General features: G+C 29.4%; 21 protein-coding genes. 10 read left to right on the plus strand and 11 right to left on the minus strand.

The window, feature by feature from the left end:
- Window positions 1–118: 118 nt before the first annotated feature.
- From acs to KO506_RS12010, 3 genes are read right to left on the minus strand one after another with little or no spacing between them, the layout of a single operon-like run.
- Window positions 119–2,026 carry an acetate--CoA ligase gene (gene acs, locus KO506_RS12000; protein ID WP_215995156.1) on the minus strand — a complete coding sequence of 636 codons (1,908 nt, stop codon included), beginning with the start codon at window positions 2,024–2,026 and terminating at the stop codon, window positions 119–121.
- Between the two features lie 16 nt (window positions 2,027–2,042).
- Entirely contained in the window at window positions 2,043–3,731 is a 1,689-nt protein-coding gene (locus tag KO506_RS12005; protein ID WP_215995157.1) for a sodium:solute symporter family protein, read from the minus strand.
- Between the two features lie 11 nt (window positions 3,732–3,742).
- Window positions 3,743–4,000, minus strand: coding sequence for a DUF4212 domain-containing protein (locus tag KO506_RS12010; protein WP_215995158.1), 258 nt, complete (start codon window positions 3,998–4,000; stop codon window positions 3,743–3,745).
- A 61-nt stretch (window positions 4,001–4,061) separates the two neighbouring features.
- Here KO506_RS12010 and KO506_RS12015 point away from each other — a divergent pair, with 61 nt between their 5' ends.
- On the plus strand, window positions 4,062–4,862 hold the full coding sequence (locus KO506_RS12015; RefSeq protein WP_252726856.1) for a sulfite exporter TauE/SafE family protein: 801 nt from the start codon (window positions 4,062–4,064) through the stop codon (window positions 4,860–4,862).
- Window positions 4,863–4,927: 65 nt separating this feature from the next.
- The gene (locus tag KO506_RS12020) at window positions 4,928–5,722 is read left to right on the plus strand and encodes a TerC family protein (RefSeq protein WP_215995159.1); all 795 of its coding nucleotides are present in this window, start codon (window positions 4,928–4,930) and stop codon (window positions 5,720–5,722) included.
- Window positions 5,723–5,762: 40 nt separating this feature from the next.
- Here KO506_RS12020 and KO506_RS12025 read toward each other — a convergent pair whose 3' ends face one another.
- The 6 genes from KO506_RS12025 to KO506_RS12050 form a co-directional block, all read right to left on the minus strand.
- Window positions 5,763–6,131, minus strand: coding sequence for a glyoxalase (locus tag KO506_RS12025; protein WP_215995160.1), 369 nt, complete (start codon window positions 6,129–6,131; stop codon window positions 5,763–5,765).
- Window positions 6,128–6,607, minus strand: a complete 480-nt coding sequence (locus KO506_RS12030; protein WP_215995161.1) for a hypothetical protein — start codon at window positions 6,605–6,607, stop codon at window positions 6,128–6,130. Before KO506_RS12030 ends, KO506_RS12025 begins: the two co-directional genes overlap by 4 nt.
- 88 nt (window positions 6,608–6,695) lie before the next feature.
- Entirely contained in the window at window positions 6,696–7,883 is a 1,188-nt protein-coding gene (fabV, locus tag KO506_RS12035; RefSeq protein ID WP_215995162.1) for an enoyl-ACP reductase FabV, read from the minus strand.
- A 60-nt stretch (window positions 7,884–7,943) separates the two neighbouring features.
- Complete coding sequence (locus KO506_RS12040; RefSeq protein ID WP_215995163.1) at window positions 7,944–8,891, minus strand: phosphoribosylaminoimidazolesuccinocarboxamide synthase; 948 nt, start codon at window positions 8,889–8,891, stop codon at window positions 7,944–7,946.
- A gap of 46 nt (window positions 8,892–8,937) precedes the next feature.
- The gene (locus KO506_RS12045; RefSeq protein WP_215995164.1) at window positions 8,938–9,558 is read right to left on the minus strand and encodes a hypothetical protein; all 621 of its coding nucleotides are present in this window, start codon (window positions 9,556–9,558) and stop codon (window positions 8,938–8,940) included.
- Window positions 9,555–10,508 carry a PhoH family protein gene (locus KO506_RS12050; protein WP_215995165.1) on the minus strand — a complete coding sequence of 318 codons (954 nt, stop codon included), beginning with the start codon at window positions 10,506–10,508 and terminating at the stop codon, window positions 9,555–9,557. Before KO506_RS12050 ends, KO506_RS12045 begins: the two co-directional genes overlap by 4 nt.
- A gap of 126 nt (window positions 10,509–10,634) precedes the next feature.
- Here KO506_RS12050 and KO506_RS12055 point away from each other — a divergent pair, with 126 nt between their 5' ends.
- From KO506_RS12055 to gldG, 5 genes are read left to right on the plus strand one after another with little or no spacing between them, the layout of a single operon-like run.
- The gene (locus KO506_RS12055; protein ID WP_215995166.1) at window positions 10,635–11,495 is read left to right on the plus strand and encodes an SAM hydrolase/SAM-dependent halogenase family protein; all 861 of its coding nucleotides are present in this window, start codon (window positions 10,635–10,637) and stop codon (window positions 11,493–11,495) included.
- A gap of 6 nt (window positions 11,496–11,501) precedes the next feature.
- Entirely contained in the window at window positions 11,502–11,798 is a 297-nt protein-coding gene (locus KO506_RS12060; protein WP_215995167.1) for a putative quinol monooxygenase, read from the plus strand.
- A 19-nt stretch (window positions 11,799–11,817) separates the two neighbouring features.
- On the plus strand, window positions 11,818–12,342 hold the full coding sequence (locus KO506_RS12065) for a GNAT family N-acetyltransferase (RefSeq protein WP_215995168.1): 525 nt from the start codon (window positions 11,818–11,820) through the stop codon (window positions 12,340–12,342).
- Window positions 12,343–13,062 (plus strand): gliding motility-associated ABC transporter permease subunit GldF, encoded by a 720-nt coding sequence (gene gldF, locus KO506_RS12070; protein WP_215995169.1) that lies wholly within the window; start codon window positions 12,343–12,345, stop codon window positions 13,060–13,062.
- Window positions 13,055–14,695, plus strand: a complete 1,641-nt coding sequence (gene gldG, locus KO506_RS12075; RefSeq protein ID WP_215995170.1) for a gliding motility-associated ABC transporter substrate-binding protein GldG — start codon at window positions 13,055–13,057, stop codon at window positions 14,693–14,695. Before gldF ends, gldG begins: the two co-directional genes overlap by 8 nt.
- An 84-nt stretch (window positions 14,696–14,779) precedes the next feature.
- Here gldG and KO506_RS12080 read toward each other — a convergent pair whose 3' ends face one another.
- The gene (locus tag KO506_RS12080) at window positions 14,780–15,544 is read right to left on the minus strand and encodes an NAD(P)H-binding protein (RefSeq protein ID WP_215995171.1); all 765 of its coding nucleotides are present in this window, start codon (window positions 15,542–15,544) and stop codon (window positions 14,780–14,782) included.
- Between the two features lie 113 nt (window positions 15,545–15,657).
- On the opposite strand from KO506_RS12080, the gene KO506_RS12085 reads away from it, so the two are divergent.
- The 3 genes from KO506_RS12085 (at window position 15,658) to arsB (ending at window position 18,437) form a co-directional block, all read left to right on the plus strand.
- The gene (locus tag KO506_RS12085) at window positions 15,658–16,506 is read left to right on the plus strand and encodes a DUF2911 domain-containing protein (protein ID WP_215995172.1); all 849 of its coding nucleotides are present in this window, start codon (window positions 15,658–15,660) and stop codon (window positions 16,504–16,506) included.
- Window positions 16,507–16,751: 245 nt separating this feature from the next.
- Entirely contained in the window at window positions 16,752–17,384 is a 633-nt protein-coding gene (locus tag KO506_RS12090) for a low molecular weight phosphatase family protein (protein ID WP_215995173.1), read from the plus strand.
- Between the two features lie 3 nt (window positions 17,385–17,387).
- Window positions 17,388–18,437, plus strand: coding sequence for an ACR3 family arsenite efflux transporter (gene arsB, locus KO506_RS12095; RefSeq protein WP_215995174.1), 1,050 nt, complete (start codon window positions 17,388–17,390; stop codon window positions 18,435–18,437).
- A gap of 123 nt (window positions 18,438–18,560) precedes the next feature.
- Here arsB and KO506_RS12100 read toward each other — a convergent pair whose 3' ends face one another.
- Window positions 18,561–19,532 (minus strand): Gfo/Idh/MocA family protein, encoded by a 972-nt coding sequence (locus KO506_RS12100; protein WP_215995175.1) that lies wholly within the window; start codon window positions 19,530–19,532, stop codon window positions 18,561–18,563.

Genomic DNA, 19,532 nt, shown 5'->3' on the forward strand with positions numbered 1-19,532 from the left:
CAGCAAAAAGATATAGTGGATAGCGCAGTTTTTGTTTTTCACAAAAACACGCCCTAAAATAGAATTGACCTTTAATTACCAAAACTCTACAAGGTTTTAAAAACCTTGCAGGTAACCATTACAAACGATTGTCTATAATACTTTGCACAACTTCAGGATTTAACAATGTACTTGTGTCTCCTAAATTATTCATATCATCAGAAGCTATTTTACGCAAAATACGACGCATAATTTTTCCTGAACGTGTTTTTGGCAATCCTTCTGAAAACTGAATTTTATCTAGTTTGGCAATTGGACCAATTTTTTCTGAAATGGCTTGATTGATTTCTTTGCGCAAATTATCGTGATTTCTGCTTTCGCCTGTATCTTTTAGAATTACATAACCATATAATGCACTTCCTTTAATATCGTGTGGAAAACCGACAATGGCAGATTCTGCAACTGCTGGATGCTCATTAATAGCATCTTCTATTGGTGCTGTACCTAAATTATGACCAGAAACTATAATTACATCGTCTACTCTACCTGTAATTCTGTAATAGCCAACCTCGTCTCGTAAAGCGCCATCTCCTGTAAAATATTTATTCTCGAAAGCTGAAAAATAGGTTTCTTTATAACGTTGATGATTGCCCCAAATGGTTCTAGCAATACTTGGCCAAGGATGTTTGATACACAATCTACCTTCTACTTGATTTCCTTTTAATTCTTGTCCATTTTCATCCATTAAAGCTGGTTGTATTCCTATAAAAGGTAAGGTTGCATACGTTGGTTTTGTAGGAGTTACATAAGGAATTGGAGTAATCATCATTCCACCAGTTTCTGTTTGCCACCAAGTATCTATAATTGGGCTATTCTTTTTACCAACATTATCATTATACCAATGCCAAGCTTCTTCATTAATAGGTTCACCTACAGAACCTAATACTTTTAAGGATGATAAATCGTATTTATCAACCAATTCTGTTCCGTGTTTTGCTAATGCTCTAATGGCTGTTGGTGCTGTATAAAATTGATTGACTTTATGTTTTTCTACAATTTGCCAAAATCTACCAAAATCTGGATAACTTGGTACACCTTCAAACATTACTGTTGTGGCTCCATTTGCTAAAGGACCATATACAATGTAAGAATGACCAGTAATCCAACCAATATCTGCTGTACACCAGTACACATCATTTTCTTTGTATTGAAACGCATTTTTAAAAGTATAAGCAGCGTAAACCATATAACCTGCAGTTGTATGTACCATTCCTTTTGGCATTCCTGTAGAACCAGAAGTATATAAAATAAATAAAGGATCTTCTGCATTCATAGTTTCTGCTTCACACTCTATAGAAGCATTATCTAATAAAGGTTGTAACCATTGGTCTCTACCTTCTTTCATTACAATATCTGAATTAATTCTTTTTGCAACCAAAACATTTTCTACACAAGTACAGTTTTCTAAAGCATCATCTACAATTCCTTTTAAATCGATTGTTTTAGAACCTCTGAAAGAACCATCTGCTGTAATTACCATTTTACAATCTGCATCATTAATTCTTGTTGCTAAAGCTGATGCTGAAAACCCTGCAAAAACCACTGAATGTATGGCTCCAATTCTTGCACAAGCTAAAGTTGCAATTGCCAATTCAGGAATCATTGGTACATAAATACACACTCGATCGCCTTTTTGAATTCCGTTTTCTTTTAAAACATTCGCAAACTGATTTACTCTTTGATGTAATTGTTTATAAGTAATATGTTGCGCTTTTTCATCAGGATTATTAGGCTCGAATAAAATAGCTGTTTTATTGGCTCTTGTTGCCAAATGCCTATCAATACAGTTTTCTGTAATGTTTAATTGTGCTCCTTCAAACCATTTTACTTCAGGTTTTGTAAAATCCCATTCTAGAACTTTATCCCATTTTTTACGCCATAAAAAATGTTCTTCTGCTATTTCTTCCCAAAAATTTTCAGGTTCTCTAACAGATTTTCTATATACTTGATAATATTCTTCTAAATGTTTTATGTGATAATTACTCATTACTTAGTTTATAGTTTTAGTGATTATGTGCTTCTCCTGCTCCACTTGGTATTCTAATATTTTCTACAATCTCTTGTACTTCTTTTGGAGGTGCTACTGTAAATCTAGAAACAATAATCGAAATTATAAAATTAATTGCCATTGCAACTGTTCCAAATCCTTCAGGTGATACTCCAAACCACCAATCTTCTTTTGTTCCTCCTCCAAACCAATCGAATTTAAATTTTAGCATATAGAAAAGCATCAGTAAAATTCCTATTATCATTCCTAAAATTGCGCCTTCCTTATTCATTCTTTTATCAAAAATACCCAAAATTATTGCTGGAAAAAAAGAAGCAGCTGCCAAACCAAAAGCCAAAGCCACTGTTGCTGCCACAAAATCTGGTGGATTGATTCCAAAATACCCTGCAACACAAACAGCAACTACTGCAGATAATCTTGCTGCAATTAACTCACCCTTTTCTGTAATGTTTGGGTTAATCATTTTCTTAATTAAATCATGAGAAACTGATGCAGAAATCACCAATAACAAACCTGCTGCTGTAGATAATGCAGCTGCTAAAGCTCCTGCTGCAACTAAAGCTATTACCCAGTTTGGTAAACCTGCAATTTCTGGATTTGCTAAAACCATAATGTCTTTATCAACAATTAATTCATTTTTTTTAGCATCTGCCAGATACTGAACTAAACCATCATTATTTTTATCTTCAAATTGTATTAATCCTGTTTTTTCCCAGTTCCCAAACCATTCTGGCATTTTTTCATATTCTTTATTACTTACAGTTTCAATTAAATTTGTTCTAGAAAACACAGAAATTGCTGGTGCTGTTGTATATAGAATTGCAATTAATAACAATGCCCAACCTGCTGATTTACGAGCGTCAGCCACTTTTTTAACTGTGAAAAAACGAACAATTACGTGTGGCAAACCTGCTGTGCCAAACATTAAAGCTCCTGTAATTAAGAAAACATCTAAAGTAGATTTACTTCCTGAAGTATATTCTTCAAAGCCTAATTCTCTATGCAAACCATCTAATTTATCTAACAAATAAACTCCATTTTCATCTGCACCACCAAAACCTAACTGCGGAATTGGATTACCAGTCATTTGAATTGATATAAAAATTGCTGGCACCATAAATGCAAAAATCAACACACAATATTGTGCAACTTGCGTGTATGTAATTCCTTTCATACCCCCTAAAACTGCATAGAACAAAACGATTATCATCCCAATAATTACACCTGTATTGATATCAACCTCTAAAAAACGAGAAAAAACCAGGCCTACTCCTCTCATTTGACCAGCTACATATGTAAATGAAACTAAAAGCGCACAAAAAACAGCTACACTTCTTGCTACATTAGAATAATATCTGTCTCCAATAAAATCTGGCACTGTAAATTTGCCAAACTTTCTTAAATAAGGTGCTAGTAAAAGTGCTAATAAAACATAACCTCCTGTCCAACCCATTAAATAAACAGAGCCATCATAACCATTAAAGGATATTAAACCTGCCATAGAAATAAAGGAAGCTGCAGACATCCAGTCTGCTGCTGTAGCTAAACCGTTTGCTAATGGAGAAACACCACCACCAGCAACATAAAATTCTTTTGTAGATCCTGCTCTTGTCCAAATTGCAATACCTATATATAGTGTAAAAGTGATTCCTACTAAAATCCATGTCCAAACTTGAATACTCATAATTTTAAATTTTATTTTTCGTTAAACCCAAATTCTTTATCCAACTTATTCATCAATTTTATATAAACAAAAATGAGTATTACAAACACATAAATTGATCCCTGTTGTGCAAACCAAAAACCCAATTTAAAGCCACCCATTCTTAAATTATTTAATTGATCAACCAATAAAATTCCGAATACGAATGAAACAAAAAACCAAATGCTTAAAAGTATCGTTAAATATTTTAAATTCTTTTTCCAATATTTTTTCTCTTTTAGTTTATTCATTACTTCTAATTAAGGTTAAATTATTAATTTATTTTTAAATATCTACTTTTTTTATTTTATATTGAAGATTATAAATATAATTAGTTTTTTATTGATTTTTGATGTCTTTGTACAATACTGGTATATTATTGTACTTTTTTTTTTAGTTGCACTGCTCTATTCTTCAGTCGGTTTTGGTGGTGGATCTAGTTATTTAGCTATTTTAGCCTTAACAAGCATCGTTTTTACACAAATTAGAGCAACTGCTCTTTTATGTAATATTGTTGTGGTATCTAGCAATGTTTTGTTATTCCATCAACAAAGAAAAATTAATTGGAAAAAAATAATACCGCTTGTTTTATTAAGTATTCCGCTTGCTTTTTTAGGTGGAAAATTAAAAATCAATCAAAATTTATTTTTTATTCTTTTAGGATTCACCTTGCTCTTTGCTGCAATTACCATGTGGATTTCTAAAAAAATTCTTACTTCGGATAAACAAAAATCAACATCAAACTCAATTAAAAATGCGAGTTTTGGTGGAATTATTGGTTTTATTTCTGGAATGGTTGGTATTGGAGGTGGAATTTTTTTAGCTCCTCTTTTACATTTAACAAATTGGGATACTCCTAAAAAAATTGCAGCAACTGCTAGTATTTTTATTTTAGTGAACTCAATAGCTGGTTTATTGGGCCAATATTCAAACCCAGATTTTATAATTGATTGGCACTTAACTTCTGTTTTATTAATTACCGTTTTTATTGGCGGTCAAATTGGTAGCAGAATGAGCAATAATTATTTTACACCTATTCAACTAAAAAAAGCAACCGCTATTTTGATAGCCTTTGTAAGTCTTAGAATTTTATTTAAATATCTTTCACTTTAAAATTCATTTATAGAGGTTTTTAAATATATTTGAAATCTCAATTTAACGCATCAAAAAAAAATAAAATGTTAGGAATTATTTTTACCTTATTAATGCTAGTGCTTTTACAAGCCGTTTTAGGATTCGACAATTTATTGTACATTTCTTTAGAATCTAAAAAAGCACCAGAAGCAGATCAAAAAAAAGTTAGAAAAACAGGAATTTTAATTGCCATTGTTCTTAGAATTGTTTTGTTATTTGTACTTGTTTCTATTATCGACTTTTTTCAAGAACCTTTTTCTTTTTTATCAGGTGAAATTGAAGATATTATCCATTTTGCATTTAATGGTCACAGTATTATTGTTCTTTTAGGTGGTGGTTTTATTATTTATACAGCCATTAAAGAAATTTGGCATATGATTTCTACCAAAGGTTTAGAGGTTGATGATATGGCTACTGAAAAAAAATCTAAATCTGCAAATGCAGTAATTACTAGTATTGTAATTATGAATTTAGTTTTCTCTTTCGACTCAATTTTAGCTGCAATTGGTTTAACCAGCGAAATTGAAAATCCTACAACCGCTTTTATAGTGATGGCTATTGCTATTGTAATAAGTGGTTTATTAATGCTTATTATGGCTGATAGAATTTCTACTTTTTTATCTAAAAATAGAATGTATGAGGTTTTAGGTTTGTTTATATTATTTATTGTTGGAATTATGCTAGTTACAGAAGGTGGCCATTTAGCACATTTAAAACTTTTCGGAAACGAAATTGTACCAATGAGTAAAACAACGTTCTATTTTGTGTTGGCTATTTTAATTATTGTAGATGTTGTACAAGGTAGATATCAAAAGAAATTACTTTCTGAAAAAAAATAATAATTAATAAAAAACCGTTACTTACTTAGTAACGGTTTTTTTATTGTATTTCATCAATAGAATCTTGTAGTCTTTTTATGATGATTTGTTTAATTCTTCTATTAAATTCGGATGAATTGTTTTGATAAATTTCATATTCATCCATAGAAAAATGACCTAAAATTGTACCTAAAATTTGATTTTTAAATTGTAAATCTTTTTCTAAAACAGATTTTATTTTTCCTCTTTTCTTTTGTTCTGATAATATTGAAAAATCAACTTTTCTTTTTATTAAATACGTTTTAAAAAAAGCAATTAACAATGTGTGTTGCATTTTAATAATTGGTCTTAAAACCGTGTTTTGAAAAGTTTCTGTTTCTGTAGTACTTTCACTAACTAAATCCGATAAAATTGGTCTTTCTTTTTTCATCTATCTAACAATTCATCTAATTCCAATTGATAATCATATTGCAAATCTTCGTGTAATTTTTCAATCGCTTTTTTTATCATTCTTACTTGAGCGTCAAACACATTTTGCAAACGCTGACTTCTGTTTATAGAAGGTTTCATTTCTTTTAATTTCTTGCAGAAATACAAAAGCAATTCAGTTTCTGTTTCTTTCTTTTTAGAATATCTGATAAACTTTTTGGTAAGCGATAAAATTTTACGCACACTTTTTCTGATGTAAAAATAACTCTTGGTATTTATATCAGAAAACTGCTCATCCATTTGATCTTTAATAGATTGAATATAACCTTCTTCATTATGAGATTCGAATAATAAATAAGTTAATAACTCTTTATTTTCTTTCTTAAATCTTGATAAATGCAAGCACAACTCTTTTAACTCATCTGCAGATTTATGAGATAATTCGTCTTTGAGTTGTTTTATAGTTACTGCTTTCAAATATAATTTTGTTTAACTTATGATAATAAGTTTAAGATGAAAAAAGGAAAAACCTACAAGGTTTTGAAAACCTTGCAGGAAAATATTTTTACTGTTCGCTAGGTATTTTTACAACCTCGTTAACATCAGCATTATAATCTACACCATCAACTTTAAAACCAAATAGGTTAAAAAATTCATTACTGTAACCTTCTAAATCTCCTAATTCTGATAAATTTTCTGTAGTTGCTTTTTTCCAAAGTTCAGCAATTTCTGCTTGTACATCTTCGCGCATTTCCCAATCATCAATTCTAATTCTACCTTTATCATCTAAAGATAAGTCACCACCAAATAAACGCTCACTATACAAACGTTCTATTTGCTCAATACAACCTTCGTGAATTCCTTTTTCTTTCATCACTTTAAACAATAACGAAATATATAAAGGAATTACAGGAATTGCAGAACTAGCTTGAGTTACCAAAGCTTTATTTACAGAAACATAAGCATTTCCGTTAATCGATTTTAAATCATTAGTAATTTCAAAAGCTGTTTTTTCTAAATCGTCTTTTGCTGCACCAATTGTCCCATTTCTGTAAACTGGTTTTGTAACTTCTGGGCCAATATAAGAATAAGCCACAGTTGTTGCGCCTTCAGAAAGTAGGTTTTCTGCTTGTAAAGCATCCATCCACATTTTCCAATCTTCACCACCCATTACTGTAACTGTATTTGCAATATCATCTCCTTCAGCAGGATTTATTGATATTTCTGATACATTACCTGTATGAAAATCTACTGTTTTATTAGTAAAAACTTCGCCAATTGGTTTTAAAACTGATTTAAATCTTTTGCCTGTATTTGGGTGTTTTCTTACTGGTGATGCTAAACTGTAAATTACCAAATCTACCTGACCTAAATCTTCTTTTATTAGATTTACAACTTGCTCTTTTATTTCATTAGAAAAAGCATCTCCGTTTATACTTTTTGCATACAAACCTGCTTTGTGAGCGTGTTTTTCAAAAGCTGCAGTATTGTAATAACCAGGAGAACCTGGTCTACCTTCTGTTGGTGGTTTATCAAAGAAAACACCTATTGTTGCTGCATCTGAACCAAATGCACTTGTAATTCTAGATGCTAATCCAAAACCTGTTGATGCCCCTAAAACTAACACTTTTTTTGCGCCTTCTATTTTACCTTTAGATTTAACATATTCTATTTGATTGATTACGTTTTGCTCACAACCAGTTGGATGTGAAGTTAAACAAATAAATCCTCTTGTTCTTGGTTCTATAATCATTTTTTTAATTTATGAAGACCTTTCAGGTTTTAAAAACCTGTAAGGTCTATGTAATTCTACTTATTTTGATAAAAAAGAATTTACATTCTCTTCAATTCTTTGTAACACATTTTCTGTAGCTGCTTTTACAAAGGTTTCTCCAGTAATTTGTTCGTACAATTCTATGTATCTGTTCGAAATTTCGATGATTTTTTCATCAGACATTTCTGGTATTTCTTGATTTTCTTTTCCTTGAAAACCATTTTCTATCAACCATTGACGCACAAATTCTTTAGATAATTGTTTTTGAGCTTCGTTATTGTCTTGTCTTTCTTGATAACCATCAGCATAAAAATAACGAGAAGAATCTGGAGTATGAATTTCATCAATCAAAACAATTTTACCATCTTTTGTTTTACCAAATTCGTATTTAGTATCAACCAAAATTAAGCCTCTTTTTACAGCGATTTCTGTTCCTCTTTTAAATAAAGCTTTTGTATAATTTTCTAAAATGATGTAATCTTCTTCAGAAACAATACCTTTTGCTAAAATGTCCTCTCTAGAAATATCTTCATCATGTTCGCCATTATCTGCTTTGGTTGATGGTGTAATTAAAGGTTCTGGAAATTTATCATTTTCTTTTAAACCTTCTGCCATTACTACTCCACACAATTCTCTTTTACCCAATTTATATTCACGAGCTGCATGACCAGAAAGGTAACCTCTAATGACCATTTCTACTTTAAAAGGTTCGCACAAATGACCAACTGCCACATTTTCATCTGGATTTGCTATTAACCAATTAGGAACAATGTCTGCTGTCTCGTTCATCATTTTGGTTGCAATCTGATTTAAAATTTGCCCTTTAAAAGGAATTTGACGTGGTAAAATTACATCGAAAGCAGAAAGCCTATCAGAAGCAATCATTACTAAAAGTTCATCATTTATATTATAAACTTCTCTTACTTTGCCTTTGTAAACAGACTTTTGTTTTGGAAACTTAAAATTGGTTTCGTTTATGGTATTCATTATTTTAGTTATGTTGTTGTTGCTGCAAAAATAAGCTTTTCTTAACTTATTCTTTTTTCTTTTGTAATACTTTTATTTGCTTTAAATTATCTGTAATTGGTGTTGCTGTAATTACTTTTTCGCCAGGAATAAAATAGAAAAAATAAGCAGAATTTTGGCCTATTTTACGAACATCTAATCTAGTGTTATCTTTAAAAATTAAAGTGTAATTAGGTATAATTTCTTTATTGGTATATTTATGTTTCATTCCTATTCCCATACCAGTTCTCATGGAAATAAATAATAAAAAGAAAATAAACATCATACCAGGAATTATATTTTTCTTCTCTTTTAATAACGCGTACTTTTTATCCCATTTTTCTATGTTGTACATTTTTCTGTACCACTTTTTTTCTCTTAAATAAGCGTAAAAACTAAACATCCATTTTGTAAAGTACAAATACATTAACCAAAACATAAAACCTAAAAAGAGTGATATTTTCCAATTATTGGTTAACAAACTGATAGGAGAAATTAAAGCATCTAAAATTGTGGTATAGTTTAAATAAGAAACTCCGAAAATTCCATAAAAAATGGCATCGCTTACAATACCTAAAATAATTAGATATAAATATCCAATGTAAAAGTAGTCTTGTAAGCCTAATTTCTCTTTTTCTATCTTAATCATTCAGTTTCTATACTTTTATATGCTGTAATTATTTTCTTAACCAGTCTGTGTCTTACAACATCTTTATCATCAAGAAAAACTTGACCTATTCCTTCAATATTTTTTAACGCTAAAAGAGATTCTTTTAAACCAGAAACTTGTTTTCTTGGTAAATCTATTTGTCCTGGATCTCCTGTAATAATAAATTTAGCACTTTTACCCATTCTTGTTAAAAACATTTTCATTTGATTATGGGTTGTGTTCTGAGCTTCATCTAAAATAACAAATGCACTATCTAAAGTTCTACCTCTCATAAATGCCAAAGGTGCAATTTGAATAACTCCTTTTTCTAAATGCGATTCTAATTTTTCATGCGGAATCATATCTCGTAAAGCATCATATAAAGGCTGCATATAAGGATCAAGTTTGTCTTTTAAATCTCCAGGTAAAAAACCAAGATTTTCTCCAGATTCTACAGCAGGTCTAGTTAAAATTATTCGTCTAACATCTTTTTCTTTTAACGCTTTAACAGCCAATGCAACAGCAGTATACGTTTTACCTGTACCTGCAGGACCAACAGCAAAAAGCATATCATTTTTTTCCATTAATGATACCATTTTTCGCTGATTTTCTGTTTGTGGTTTAATTAATTTACCACTAACACCATGCACTAAAATATCTTTTGCGTTTCTTGCTGCAGTTGTTTTTTCTTCGTTACCTGTAGATGTTAAAATACGCTCAATGCTATTTTCATCTAACTTGTTGTAGCGATTAAAATATTTAATTAAACGTTCTAATCGTGTTTCGAATTCATCTAAAATATCTGCTTCTCCATAAATTTTAAGTTTAGATCCGCGAGCAACAATTTTAATTTTCGGGAAGTATCTTTTTAATTGCTCTATTGTACTATTCTGTGTACCAAAGAAATCTTTTGGGTTAATTTCCGTTAACTCTATAATGCGTTCGTTCAAATGATTATATTTTATAGTTTGTTACAATTTTATTTCAACTAAAAGTAGTAATTAAAACTACTAAAATGATTAGATTTGCTTAAAATAGTTAACAACTTTTACACAATTAATTAACAGTAGGTAGCAATGTCTTTAATTACTTTAACAACAGATTTTGGAACTAAAGATCACTTTGTAGGTGCTGTAAAAGGGGCTATTTACTCAGAATTAGCAGATGCTAGAATTGTAGATATTACACATGAAATATCTCCATTTAACATTACAGAAACTGCGTATATTTTAAAAAATTCTTACAAAAGTTTTCCTAAAGGCACTATACATATTATTGGTGTAGATTCTGAGTTGAGTAAAGATAACAAGCATATTGCTATGTCTTTAGACGATCATTTTTTTGTGTGCCCAGATAATGGGTTAATCTCAATGATTGCATCAGAAATTAATCCTACAAAAATTGTAGAAATTAATATTCACGATAGAATTGAAAGCAGTTTTCCTGTTTTAGATGTATTTGTAAAAGTAGCCTGTTTTATTGCCAGAGGTGGAAATTTAACGGTTATTGGTAGAGAAATTTTTGATTTTAAAAAGTTAGTTGAAATTCAGCCAAAAGTAAATCAAGCAAAAAATCAAATTATTGGTGGAGTTTTATATATTGATAATTATGGAAATTTAATAACCAACATCAGTAAAAAAATGTTTAGCGATATTGGTAAAGGACGAGATTTTAAAATTAATGCATCTCGTTATTCATTTACCAAAATCTATAATAAATACAACGAAATTACTGGCGATAATTCTAAAGACTCAAGACAGTTTGATGGCAATAAACTTGCCCTTTTTAACTCTGCAGATTTTCTAGAAATTGCCATTTATAGAAGTAATTTAAAAACAGTTGGTGGTGCTTCTACTCTATTAGGTTTAGAATATAGAGATCCAATTATTATTGATTTTTTCACAGAATCTAAACCAGAATACTCGTCTTTATCTTAATTATTTATGTTTGTTAGAATTGTAAAAATGAGTTTACACTCTAAATATATTGCTGAATTTCAGGAAATGTTTGATGAAAAAAAAGCTACAATAAGAAATTCTGATGGATGTAAGTTGCTAGAACTATATCAAGATAAAAACAATCCTGAAATATTTTTTACATACTCTTATTGGGAAAATGAAAGTGATTTAGAAAATTATAGAAATTCTGATTTTTTTAAAGCCACTTGGAAACAAACTAAAGGTTATTTTAATGCCAAACCTGAAGCTTGGAGTGTAGATAAAAGAGTAAGTATTCATTAAGCAGAAAGCAAATTTAAAAATGAATTTCAACTTTAAGAATTTTCCTGAATTTAAAACCAAAAGATTACTTTTAAGAGAAGCTACTTTTAAGGATATAAATTCAGTTTTTGAATTACGTTCTTCTAAAGAAATTAATAAATTTGTTGGCACAAAAAGAGTACAAAATCTAGAAGAAGCTAAAGCTTTTATTGAAGTTTGTAAAAGTTTATATCAAAAAGAAAAAAGAATATTTTGGTTAATAGAATATCAAAATCAAGTGATTGGTAGTGTTGTTTTACATCAAATTGATATTGATAAAAATTACTCAGAAATTGGTTATAAATTAAAACCTGAATTTCATAAAAAAGGAATAATGACAGAAGCAATGCAATCAGTTTTAACTTTTGGAAAATCTAAAATGAAATTAAAAACCATAGAAGCTTTTACGCATAAAAATAATTTAGCTTCAATTGCTTTGTTAGAGAAATTAGATTTTGTTTTTCAGCCTAACAGAAAATGTAATACTTATGATTTTAATAGAATCTATAAATTAGAAATAAACTAAATGTATCCTATTCTAAAAAAAGAATTCAACTCATTTTTTGCAAGCCCAATTGCCTATTTGGTTATAGGAGTTTTCTTGCTGATTAATGGTTTGTTTCTATTTATATTTAACGACGATTTTAACATCTTAAATGCTGGTTTTGCAGATGTAACTCCGTTTTTTTATTTAGCACCTTGGGTGTTTTTATTTCTGATTCCAGCAATAACAATGAAAAGTTTTGCTGATGAATTTAATACAGGTACCATAGAACTTTTAAAAACAAAACCAATTTCTGATTGGCAAATTGTTCTAGGTAAATTTTGGGCTTCTCTCCTATTGGTTTGCATTGCTATTGTTCCTACTTTTATTTATGTGTATACAGTTTATCAACTAGGCAATCCAGTTGGAAATATAGATTTTGGCAGTACAATTGGTTCTTATATTGGTTTGTTATTTTTAGCAGCAACTTACACTTCTGTGGGTTTATTTACATCAACTTTATCTAAAAATCAGATTGTTGCGTTTATTTTAGGTGTTTTTATTACGTTTTTTTTGTTCTACGGATTTGACGCAATTGCAACTTCTTTTGGAAACAGTAGTTTAACCATTCAACAATTAGGTATTAACGAACATTTTAAAAGTATTTCTAGAGGTGTAATTGATACCAGAGATATTATTTACTTTTTAAGTGTTACGTTTTTCTTTTTATTCATCACTAAAACACGTTTAGACAATGAATAAAAAAATCAAAAATATAAGTTTATTAATCGTTGGTTTAATTGTTTTAAACATTGCAAATCAATCTTTTTACAAACGTTTCGATTTAACTGCAGATAAACGTTATACATTATCAGAAACTACGAATTCGATTTTATCAAAAGTTAAAAAACCACTTTTTATAACGGTTTATTTAGAAGGCGATTTTCCATCAGAATTTAAAAGATTACAAGTTGAAACGCGTCAATATTTAGAAGAATTATCAGCAGAAAATAATCAAATTAAAATCCATTTCGAAAACCCAGATGATCAAAGAGAAGATTTGATTAAAAAAGGAATGATGCCTAGCCAATTAACAGTAGAAGAAGATGGTAAATTATCTGAAGCTATTATTTTTCCTTGGGCAGAAATCATTTTTGGAGAAAAATCAGAAATCGTTTCTTTATTACCAACAGGAATTGTTGCTAGCCAAGAAGAACAATTGCAAAAAGCAATAGAAAATTTAGAATACAGTTTTTCTAATGCCATAAATAGTATCAATCAAAAAAAGCAAAAAAGTGTTGCTGTACTTACAGGAAATGGGGAATTACAAGACATTTATCAATATAGTTTTTTAAGTGAAGTTGCTAAGAAATACAAATTGGCAAAATTTACTTTAGATTCTGTTGCTACAAATCCGCAGCAAACTTTACAAGATTTAAGCTCATTAGATTTGGCAATTATTGCAAAACCAACTCAAAAATTTACAGAAAAAGAAAAGCTAGTTATAGATCAATACATTACAAATGGAGGTAAAACTTTGTGGATGTTAGACAATGTACAAGCAGATCAAGACAGTTTATTTAATGGAGGTAAAATGTTGGCTTACCCAAGAGATTTAAACTTAACAGACTTGCTATTTTCTTACGGAATTAGAATAAACACAAGCTTAATTAAAGATTTATATGCTGCTCAAATTCCTTTAGCAACTGGTAATATTGGCAATCAGCCTCAATTTCAAAATTTCGATTGGTTTTTTCATCCTTTGGTTGGTGCTAATCCAAATCATCCAATTACCAAAAATGTAGCTCCTGTTCGTTTGCAATTTGCAAATCAGATAGATACTTTAAAAAATAATATTAAAAAAACACCTTTATTGATGAGTTCTACTTTAACGCAAAAAGTAGGAACACCAACAATAATCGAGTTACAATCTATTGCTGATGAACCACAGGAAAAAGATTATATTTCTGGAAATCAATTATTTGGTGTTTTGTTAGAAGGTAATTTTAAATCGGCATATAAAAACAGAGTAAAACCTTTTAAAAGCCCACTTTTTAAAGACAATGCAACTAACAATAAAATGATTGTTATTGCTGATGGTGATGTTGGAAAAAATCAACTTTTAAAAGGGCAACCAACAGATTTATCTACAGACAAATGGACCAATCAACAATTTGGAAACAAAGATTTTTTAATTAATGCTGTAGATTATTTATTAGACGATTCAGGCTTAATCAACCTTAGAAATAAAACTTTACAAATTAGAATGTTAGACAAGCAAAAAGCATTTAAAGAACGTACTTTTTGGCAATTTTTAAATGTTGTTTTTCCTTTGATTGTATTGTTTGTATTTGGTTTTGGTTTTAATTATTTACGAAAAAGGAAGTATAGTTAGCTGTTAGCTGTTAGCTGTTAGCAAAAATGAAAAATTACTCGAACTTAAAAACTTAAAAACTTTGAAACTTTGAAACTTTGAAACTTAAAATGAAAGTAAATCATCGTGAATAAATTCATAATTTAAAACTTTTTGAATTTTATCCGAAGAAATTATTTTCCATTCATAAACATCATTAAATTCAAATTCTGGTAACTCAAAACCAGCACTCAGTTTTGCTAAAGTGTAAAATTCTCTTCTTGTTGGGTGATGGTTAGAACAAGCATTAAAAGTCTCATTCCAAGAATTTTGATTTATAATTTCGTGAATGATTTCTATACAATCTTCTCTATGAATCATATTTACAAAACCCTTTGGCTGTGGAATTTTTCTACCATTTTTAAACCAATTAAATGGTTGTCTGTTACCACCAAACAAACCTGCAAAACGAATAATTGTAGTTTCAAAAAATGTATTTTCTCTAAATAAATTTTCTATTTCTACTAAAGGATGATTTTTTAGCACTTCGTCTTCTTCAGTCATCACTTTATTAATTCGTCCATACACAGAAGTAGAACTTATAAAAATCACTTTTTGAATTGATGATTCTTGTATTTGAGCAATTAAGTTTTCAAAACCATCTATATCTTTAGACGTAATTGCAATAATTAAAATATCTGAATCTAAAAAAGCATCAAATTCTTCATTCTCAGAAACATCAACCAAATAAGTATCAATATCTAAACTCTCTAAAACATCTATTTTTTCTTCGGATGTAGTTGAACCTTTAACAGAAAAACCATCCTCTAAAAAAGAAACAGCCAAAGGTTTACCCAACCAACCACAACCTAAAATGCTAATATTTTTCATTTAATTATATCATTAATTATACAAATATACAATCCCTTTTTAAGGTTTTGTTAACATTAGTCACTTTTTGAAATTGTAATTTTGAAAGTAGTTAAAAACTAAATCACTTATTTATGAAAAAAATTATATTATCATTATTTGTAGTTACAATGGCATTTTCTGTAAATGCACAAATTAAAACTCCAGCACCAAGTCCGTTTCAAAAAATTGAACAAATTGTAGGTTTAACAGATGTAACTGTTGCATATTCAAGACCAGGTGTAAAAGGAAGAAAAATATTTGGATCTTTAGAAGATTATGGAAAAGTATGGAGAACTGGTGCTAATGAAAACACTAAAGTAACCTTTAGTACAGATGTAACTGTTTCTGGTACAAAAGTAAAAAAAGGTACTTATGCTTTATACACAATTCCAGGAGAAAAAACTTGGGATATTATGTTATATTCTGATGCTACAAACTGGGGAAATCCTAGAAAATGGGATGATTCTAAAGTTGTTGTAAAAGTAAATGTACCTGTTATAGAAATACCTATGATAATTGAAACGTTAACCATTTCTTTTGATGATTTAACAAACAATTCTGCTGTTTTAGGTATTATGTGGGAAAACACTTATGTAGGTTTAGAATTTGAAACGCCTACAGATGCTATGGTTTCTGCTGGTATAGAAAAAATTATGCAAGGACCTTCTGCTGATGATTATTATGCTGCTGCTGCTTATAATTTAAGTGCAGATAAAGATATTGAGAAAGCAAAAACTTGGATTGACAAAGCTGTAGAAATGACTGCTGATGCTCCTAAATTTTGGTTTTTACGTAGACAAGCTTTAATTTATGCTAAAGCAGGAGATAAACAAGGTGCTATTAAAGCTGCAAAAGAATCTTTAAAATATGCAGAAAAAGCAAATAACGCAGGTTATATTAAAATGAATACAGCTTCATTAAAAGAATGGGGAGCAATGTAAAATGCTTTTTATTTTTTATAAATTTTAAAAACTCAAGCATTGGCTTGAGTTTTTTTATGGGGTAATTTTAATGTTATTTAAATGTCAATAAATTAAAAATGTTTTTTTCAATTTAAATATTAATCGTAATATTGCAATATAATAATTGATGAAGGAAAAATTATATCAATAGTTATAAAATAAGAATTGATTAAAAAAACCAGAAACATTAATCGAAAAATTGCAATTAACAAATTAATATAAAAATGACAACTACAGCAACCACACTATTTACAGAAATTGAGACTTTTATTTCTAAGTTAGATACAAAAACAATCTCTGAAGAACGTAAAGAAGTTTTACAGACTTTAACAGACTATATTCAAGAGAAAATTAATAAAAAAGAAGCAATTAAAATCAATTTTATTTGTACTCATAATTCTAGAAGAAGTCATTTATCTCAAGTTTGGGCACAAGCAATTGCCAATTATTTTAATATTGCTAATGTTACTTGTTATTCTGGAGGAACAGAAGCTACTGCATTATTTCCTGTAGCTACAAAAACATTGTCAAATTCTGGATTTCAAATTAAAACAATTTCTGAAGGTAAAAACCCTGTTTACAGCATTAAATACTCAGAAAATGAGCATCCAATTATTGGGTTTTCTAAAAAACTAACAGATGATTTTAATCCTAAATCAGGTTTTGCTGCAATAATGACTTGTTCGCAAGCAGATGGAGGTTGCCCGTTTATTGCTGGTGCAGAAAAGCGTATTCCTATTACTTTTGATGATCCCAAAGCGTTTGACAATACACCTCAACAAGCAGAAAAATACAACGAAAGAAGCATACAAATTGCTACTGAAATGTTTTACATTTTTTCACAAATAAAAGCGTAACAAATGGCAAATAAAAAATTAAGTTTTTTAGATAGAAACCTAACTTTATGGATTTTTGTTGCAATGGCTTTAGGCGTAAGTTTAGGGTACTTTATTCCAACTTTTCCAGATTTTATAAACTCATTTAGCAAAGGTTCTACAAACATACCTATTGCCATTGGTTTAATTTTAATGATGTATCCTCCTTTAGCAAAAGTTAATTATGCATTGTTACCAAAAGTGTTTAAAAACACCAAAATCTTATCTATCTCATTAATTTTAAATTGGATTATTGGTCCTGTTTTAATGTTTGTTTTGGCAATTATTTTCTTGAGCAATTATCCAGAATATATGGTAGGTTTAATTTTAATAGGCTTAGCACGTTGTATAGCAATGGTTTTAGTTTGGAACGATTTGGCTGAAGGTAGTAGCGAATATGGAGCAGGTTTAGTTGCTTTAAATAGTATTTTTCAAGTATTTGCTTACAGTTTTTATGCTTGGTTATTTATTACTGTTTTGCCTCCATATTTTGGTTTTGAAGGTGCAATTGTAGATATTTCTATTGCTACTATTGCAGAAAGTGTTGCCATATATTTAGGTATTCCGTTTTTCTTAGGCATTGTAAGTAGAGTTGTTTTAGTAAAATTAAAAGGTGAAGAATGGTATACTACAAAGTTTATCCCAACAATTTCTCCTTTAACTTTAATTGCACTTTTATTTACAATTGTAGTTATGTTTTCTTTAAAAGGAGAATTAATTGTACAGATACCTATGGATGTTTTAATTATTGCTGTTCCATTATTGATATATTTTACATTGATGTTTATCATTGGTTTTTTCTTTACCAAAGCAACTGGCGCAGATTATGACAAAACTACTGCAGTTGCTTTTACAGCAGCAGGTAATAATTTTGAACTAGCAATTGCTGTTGCTATTGCCGTTTTTGGATTAAATTCAGGTCAAGCATTTACTGGTGTAATTGGCCCTTTAGTAGAAGTACCTGCGTTAATTTTATTGGTAAAAGTTTCTTTTTGGTTGCGAAAAAAATATTTTACAAAAGCAAAAACAGCTTAATATAAATTCTTTTTTAAAAACGTGAAACGGTTTGATTGTAGAATCAAACCGTTTTTTTATCTCTTTTTAAGTTGATAATAAACATCAACCTAAATACTATTTATTAGAAATAAGATAATCTCGTTAATATACTAAGCCAATAATAGTTCTAACTTTATCTAAAGTTGATATTAAGGTTTTAGAGAATTCAAAAGTCATCATATTACTTTCGGTTTTAGCATCTCTTAACAATTGATTAAAGTGTTCGATTTCAAAATCGAAACCTCCTGCTTTAGTTGGGAATTCAATTGTGTTTACTGTATCATTTTCAGTAATTGTAACAGATGTTTGTTCAAAAAAACGAGTGTTTAATTTTACAGTTCCATTATCAAAAATAATAGTAGCTTCTGTAGGTGTTTTTTCTTTTATGGTACTTTTTAAATTGGCTTTTACATCATTATAATTAAACACCATATTGCATTCTTCATCTGCTCCAGTATCTATAAAAGTAGCATTTGCTTCTATAGAATTTGGAATTCCTAAAGTTGATAAAGCTAAAAAAATAGGATAAATACCAATATCTAATAAAGAACCAGCTCCTAATGCTTTATTCATTAATCTACTATCAGCATTATAAACAGGTTTAAAACCAAAATCTGCTTCTAAATGTGTAATGTTTCCTAATTTCTTACTTTGTACAAGTTCTAGAACATACTGAAAACTTGGTAAAAAACGTGTCCATAAAGCTTCCATTAATAATACATTATTTTCTTTGGCAACTGCAATCATTTCTTTTACTTCTTGTAAATTCATTGCTAAAGGTTTTTCGCATAAAACTGGTTTTTTATGGTTTAAACACATTATTGCATGCGCTGCATGAAAAGGGTGTGGAGTGGCTATATAAATTGCATCTACTTGACTGTCTTTTGCCAAATCTTCGTAAGAATTATAAGCTTTATCTGCATTATGCTTTAAAGCAAAAGCATCAGATTTATCTTGACTTCTAGAAGCTACAGCATACAATTCTGCATTTTCTACAACAGTTAAATCAGCAGCAAATTTGTTAGCAATTTTACCAAGACCAATTATCCCCCATTTAATAGTTTTCTTTTCCAT

Source organism: Polaribacter vadi, from assembly GCF_018861005.1.
GTDB lineage: Bacteria > Bacteroidota > Bacteroidia > Flavobacteriales > Flavobacteriaceae > Polaribacter > Polaribacter vadi_A.

What these genes read in the sequence shown, in the direction of transcription:
- acs (WP_215995156.1), bottom strand. Translation starts at nt 2,026, where the DNA reads ATGAGTAATTATCACATAAAACATTTAGAAGAATATTATCAAGTATAT.
- KO506_RS12005 (WP_215995157.1), bottom strand. Translation starts at nt 3,731, where the DNA reads ATGAGTATTCAAGTTTGGACATGGATTTTAGTAGGAATCACTTTTACA.
- KO506_RS12010 (WP_215995158.1), bottom strand. Translation starts at nt 4,000, where the DNA reads ATGAATAAACTAAAAGAGAAAAAATATTGGAAAAAGAATTTAAAATAT.
- KO506_RS12020 (WP_215995159.1), top strand. Translation starts at nt 4,928, where the DNA reads ATGTTAGGAATTATTTTTACCTTATTAATGCTAGTGCTTTTACAAGCC.
- KO506_RS12025 (WP_215995160.1), bottom strand. Translation starts at nt 6,131, where the DNA reads ATGAAAAAAGAAAGACCAATTTTATCGGATTTAGTTAGTGAAAGTACT.
- fabV (WP_215995162.1), bottom strand. Translation starts at nt 7,883, where the DNA reads ATGATTATAGAACCAAGAACAAGAGGATTTATTTGTTTAACTTCACAT.
- KO506_RS12040 (WP_215995163.1), bottom strand. Translation starts at nt 8,891, where the DNA reads ATGAATACCATAAACGAAACCAATTTTAAGTTTCCAAAACAAAAGTCT.
- KO506_RS12045 (WP_215995164.1), bottom strand. Translation starts at nt 9,558, where the DNA reads ATGATTAAGATAGAAAAAGAGAAATTAGGCTTACAAGACTACTTTTAC.
- KO506_RS12055 (WP_215995166.1), top strand. Translation starts at nt 10,635, where the DNA reads ATGTCTTTAATTACTTTAACAACAGATTTTGGAACTAAAGATCACTTT.
- KO506_RS12060 (WP_215995167.1), top strand. Translation starts at nt 11,502, where the DNA reads ATGTTTGTTAGAATTGTAAAAATGAGTTTACACTCTAAATATATTGCT.
- KO506_RS12065 (WP_215995168.1), top strand. Translation starts at nt 11,818, where the DNA reads ATGAATTTCAACTTTAAGAATTTTCCTGAATTTAAAACCAAAAGATTA.
- gldF (WP_215995169.1), top strand. Translation starts at nt 12,343, where the DNA reads ATGTATCCTATTCTAAAAAAAGAATTCAACTCATTTTTTGCAAGCCCA.
- gldG (WP_215995170.1), top strand. Translation starts at nt 13,055, where the DNA reads ATGAATAAAAAAATCAAAAATATAAGTTTATTAATCGTTGGTTTAATT.
- KO506_RS12080 (WP_215995171.1), bottom strand. Translation starts at nt 15,544, where the DNA reads ATGAAAAATATTAGCATTTTAGGTTGTGGTTGGTTGGGTAAACCTTTG.
- KO506_RS12085 (WP_215995172.1), top strand. Translation starts at nt 15,658, where the DNA reads ATGAAAAAAATTATATTATCATTATTTGTAGTTACAATGGCATTTTCT.
- KO506_RS12090 (WP_215995173.1), top strand. Translation starts at nt 16,752, where the DNA reads ATGACAACTACAGCAACCACACTATTTACAGAAATTGAGACTTTTATT.
- arsB (WP_215995174.1), top strand. Translation starts at nt 17,388, where the DNA reads ATGGCAAATAAAAAATTAAGTTTTTTAGATAGAAACCTAACTTTATGG.
- KO506_RS12100 (WP_215995175.1), bottom strand. Translation starts at nt 19,532, where the DNA reads ATGGAAAAGAAAACTATTAAATGGGGGATAATTGGTCTTGGTAAAATT.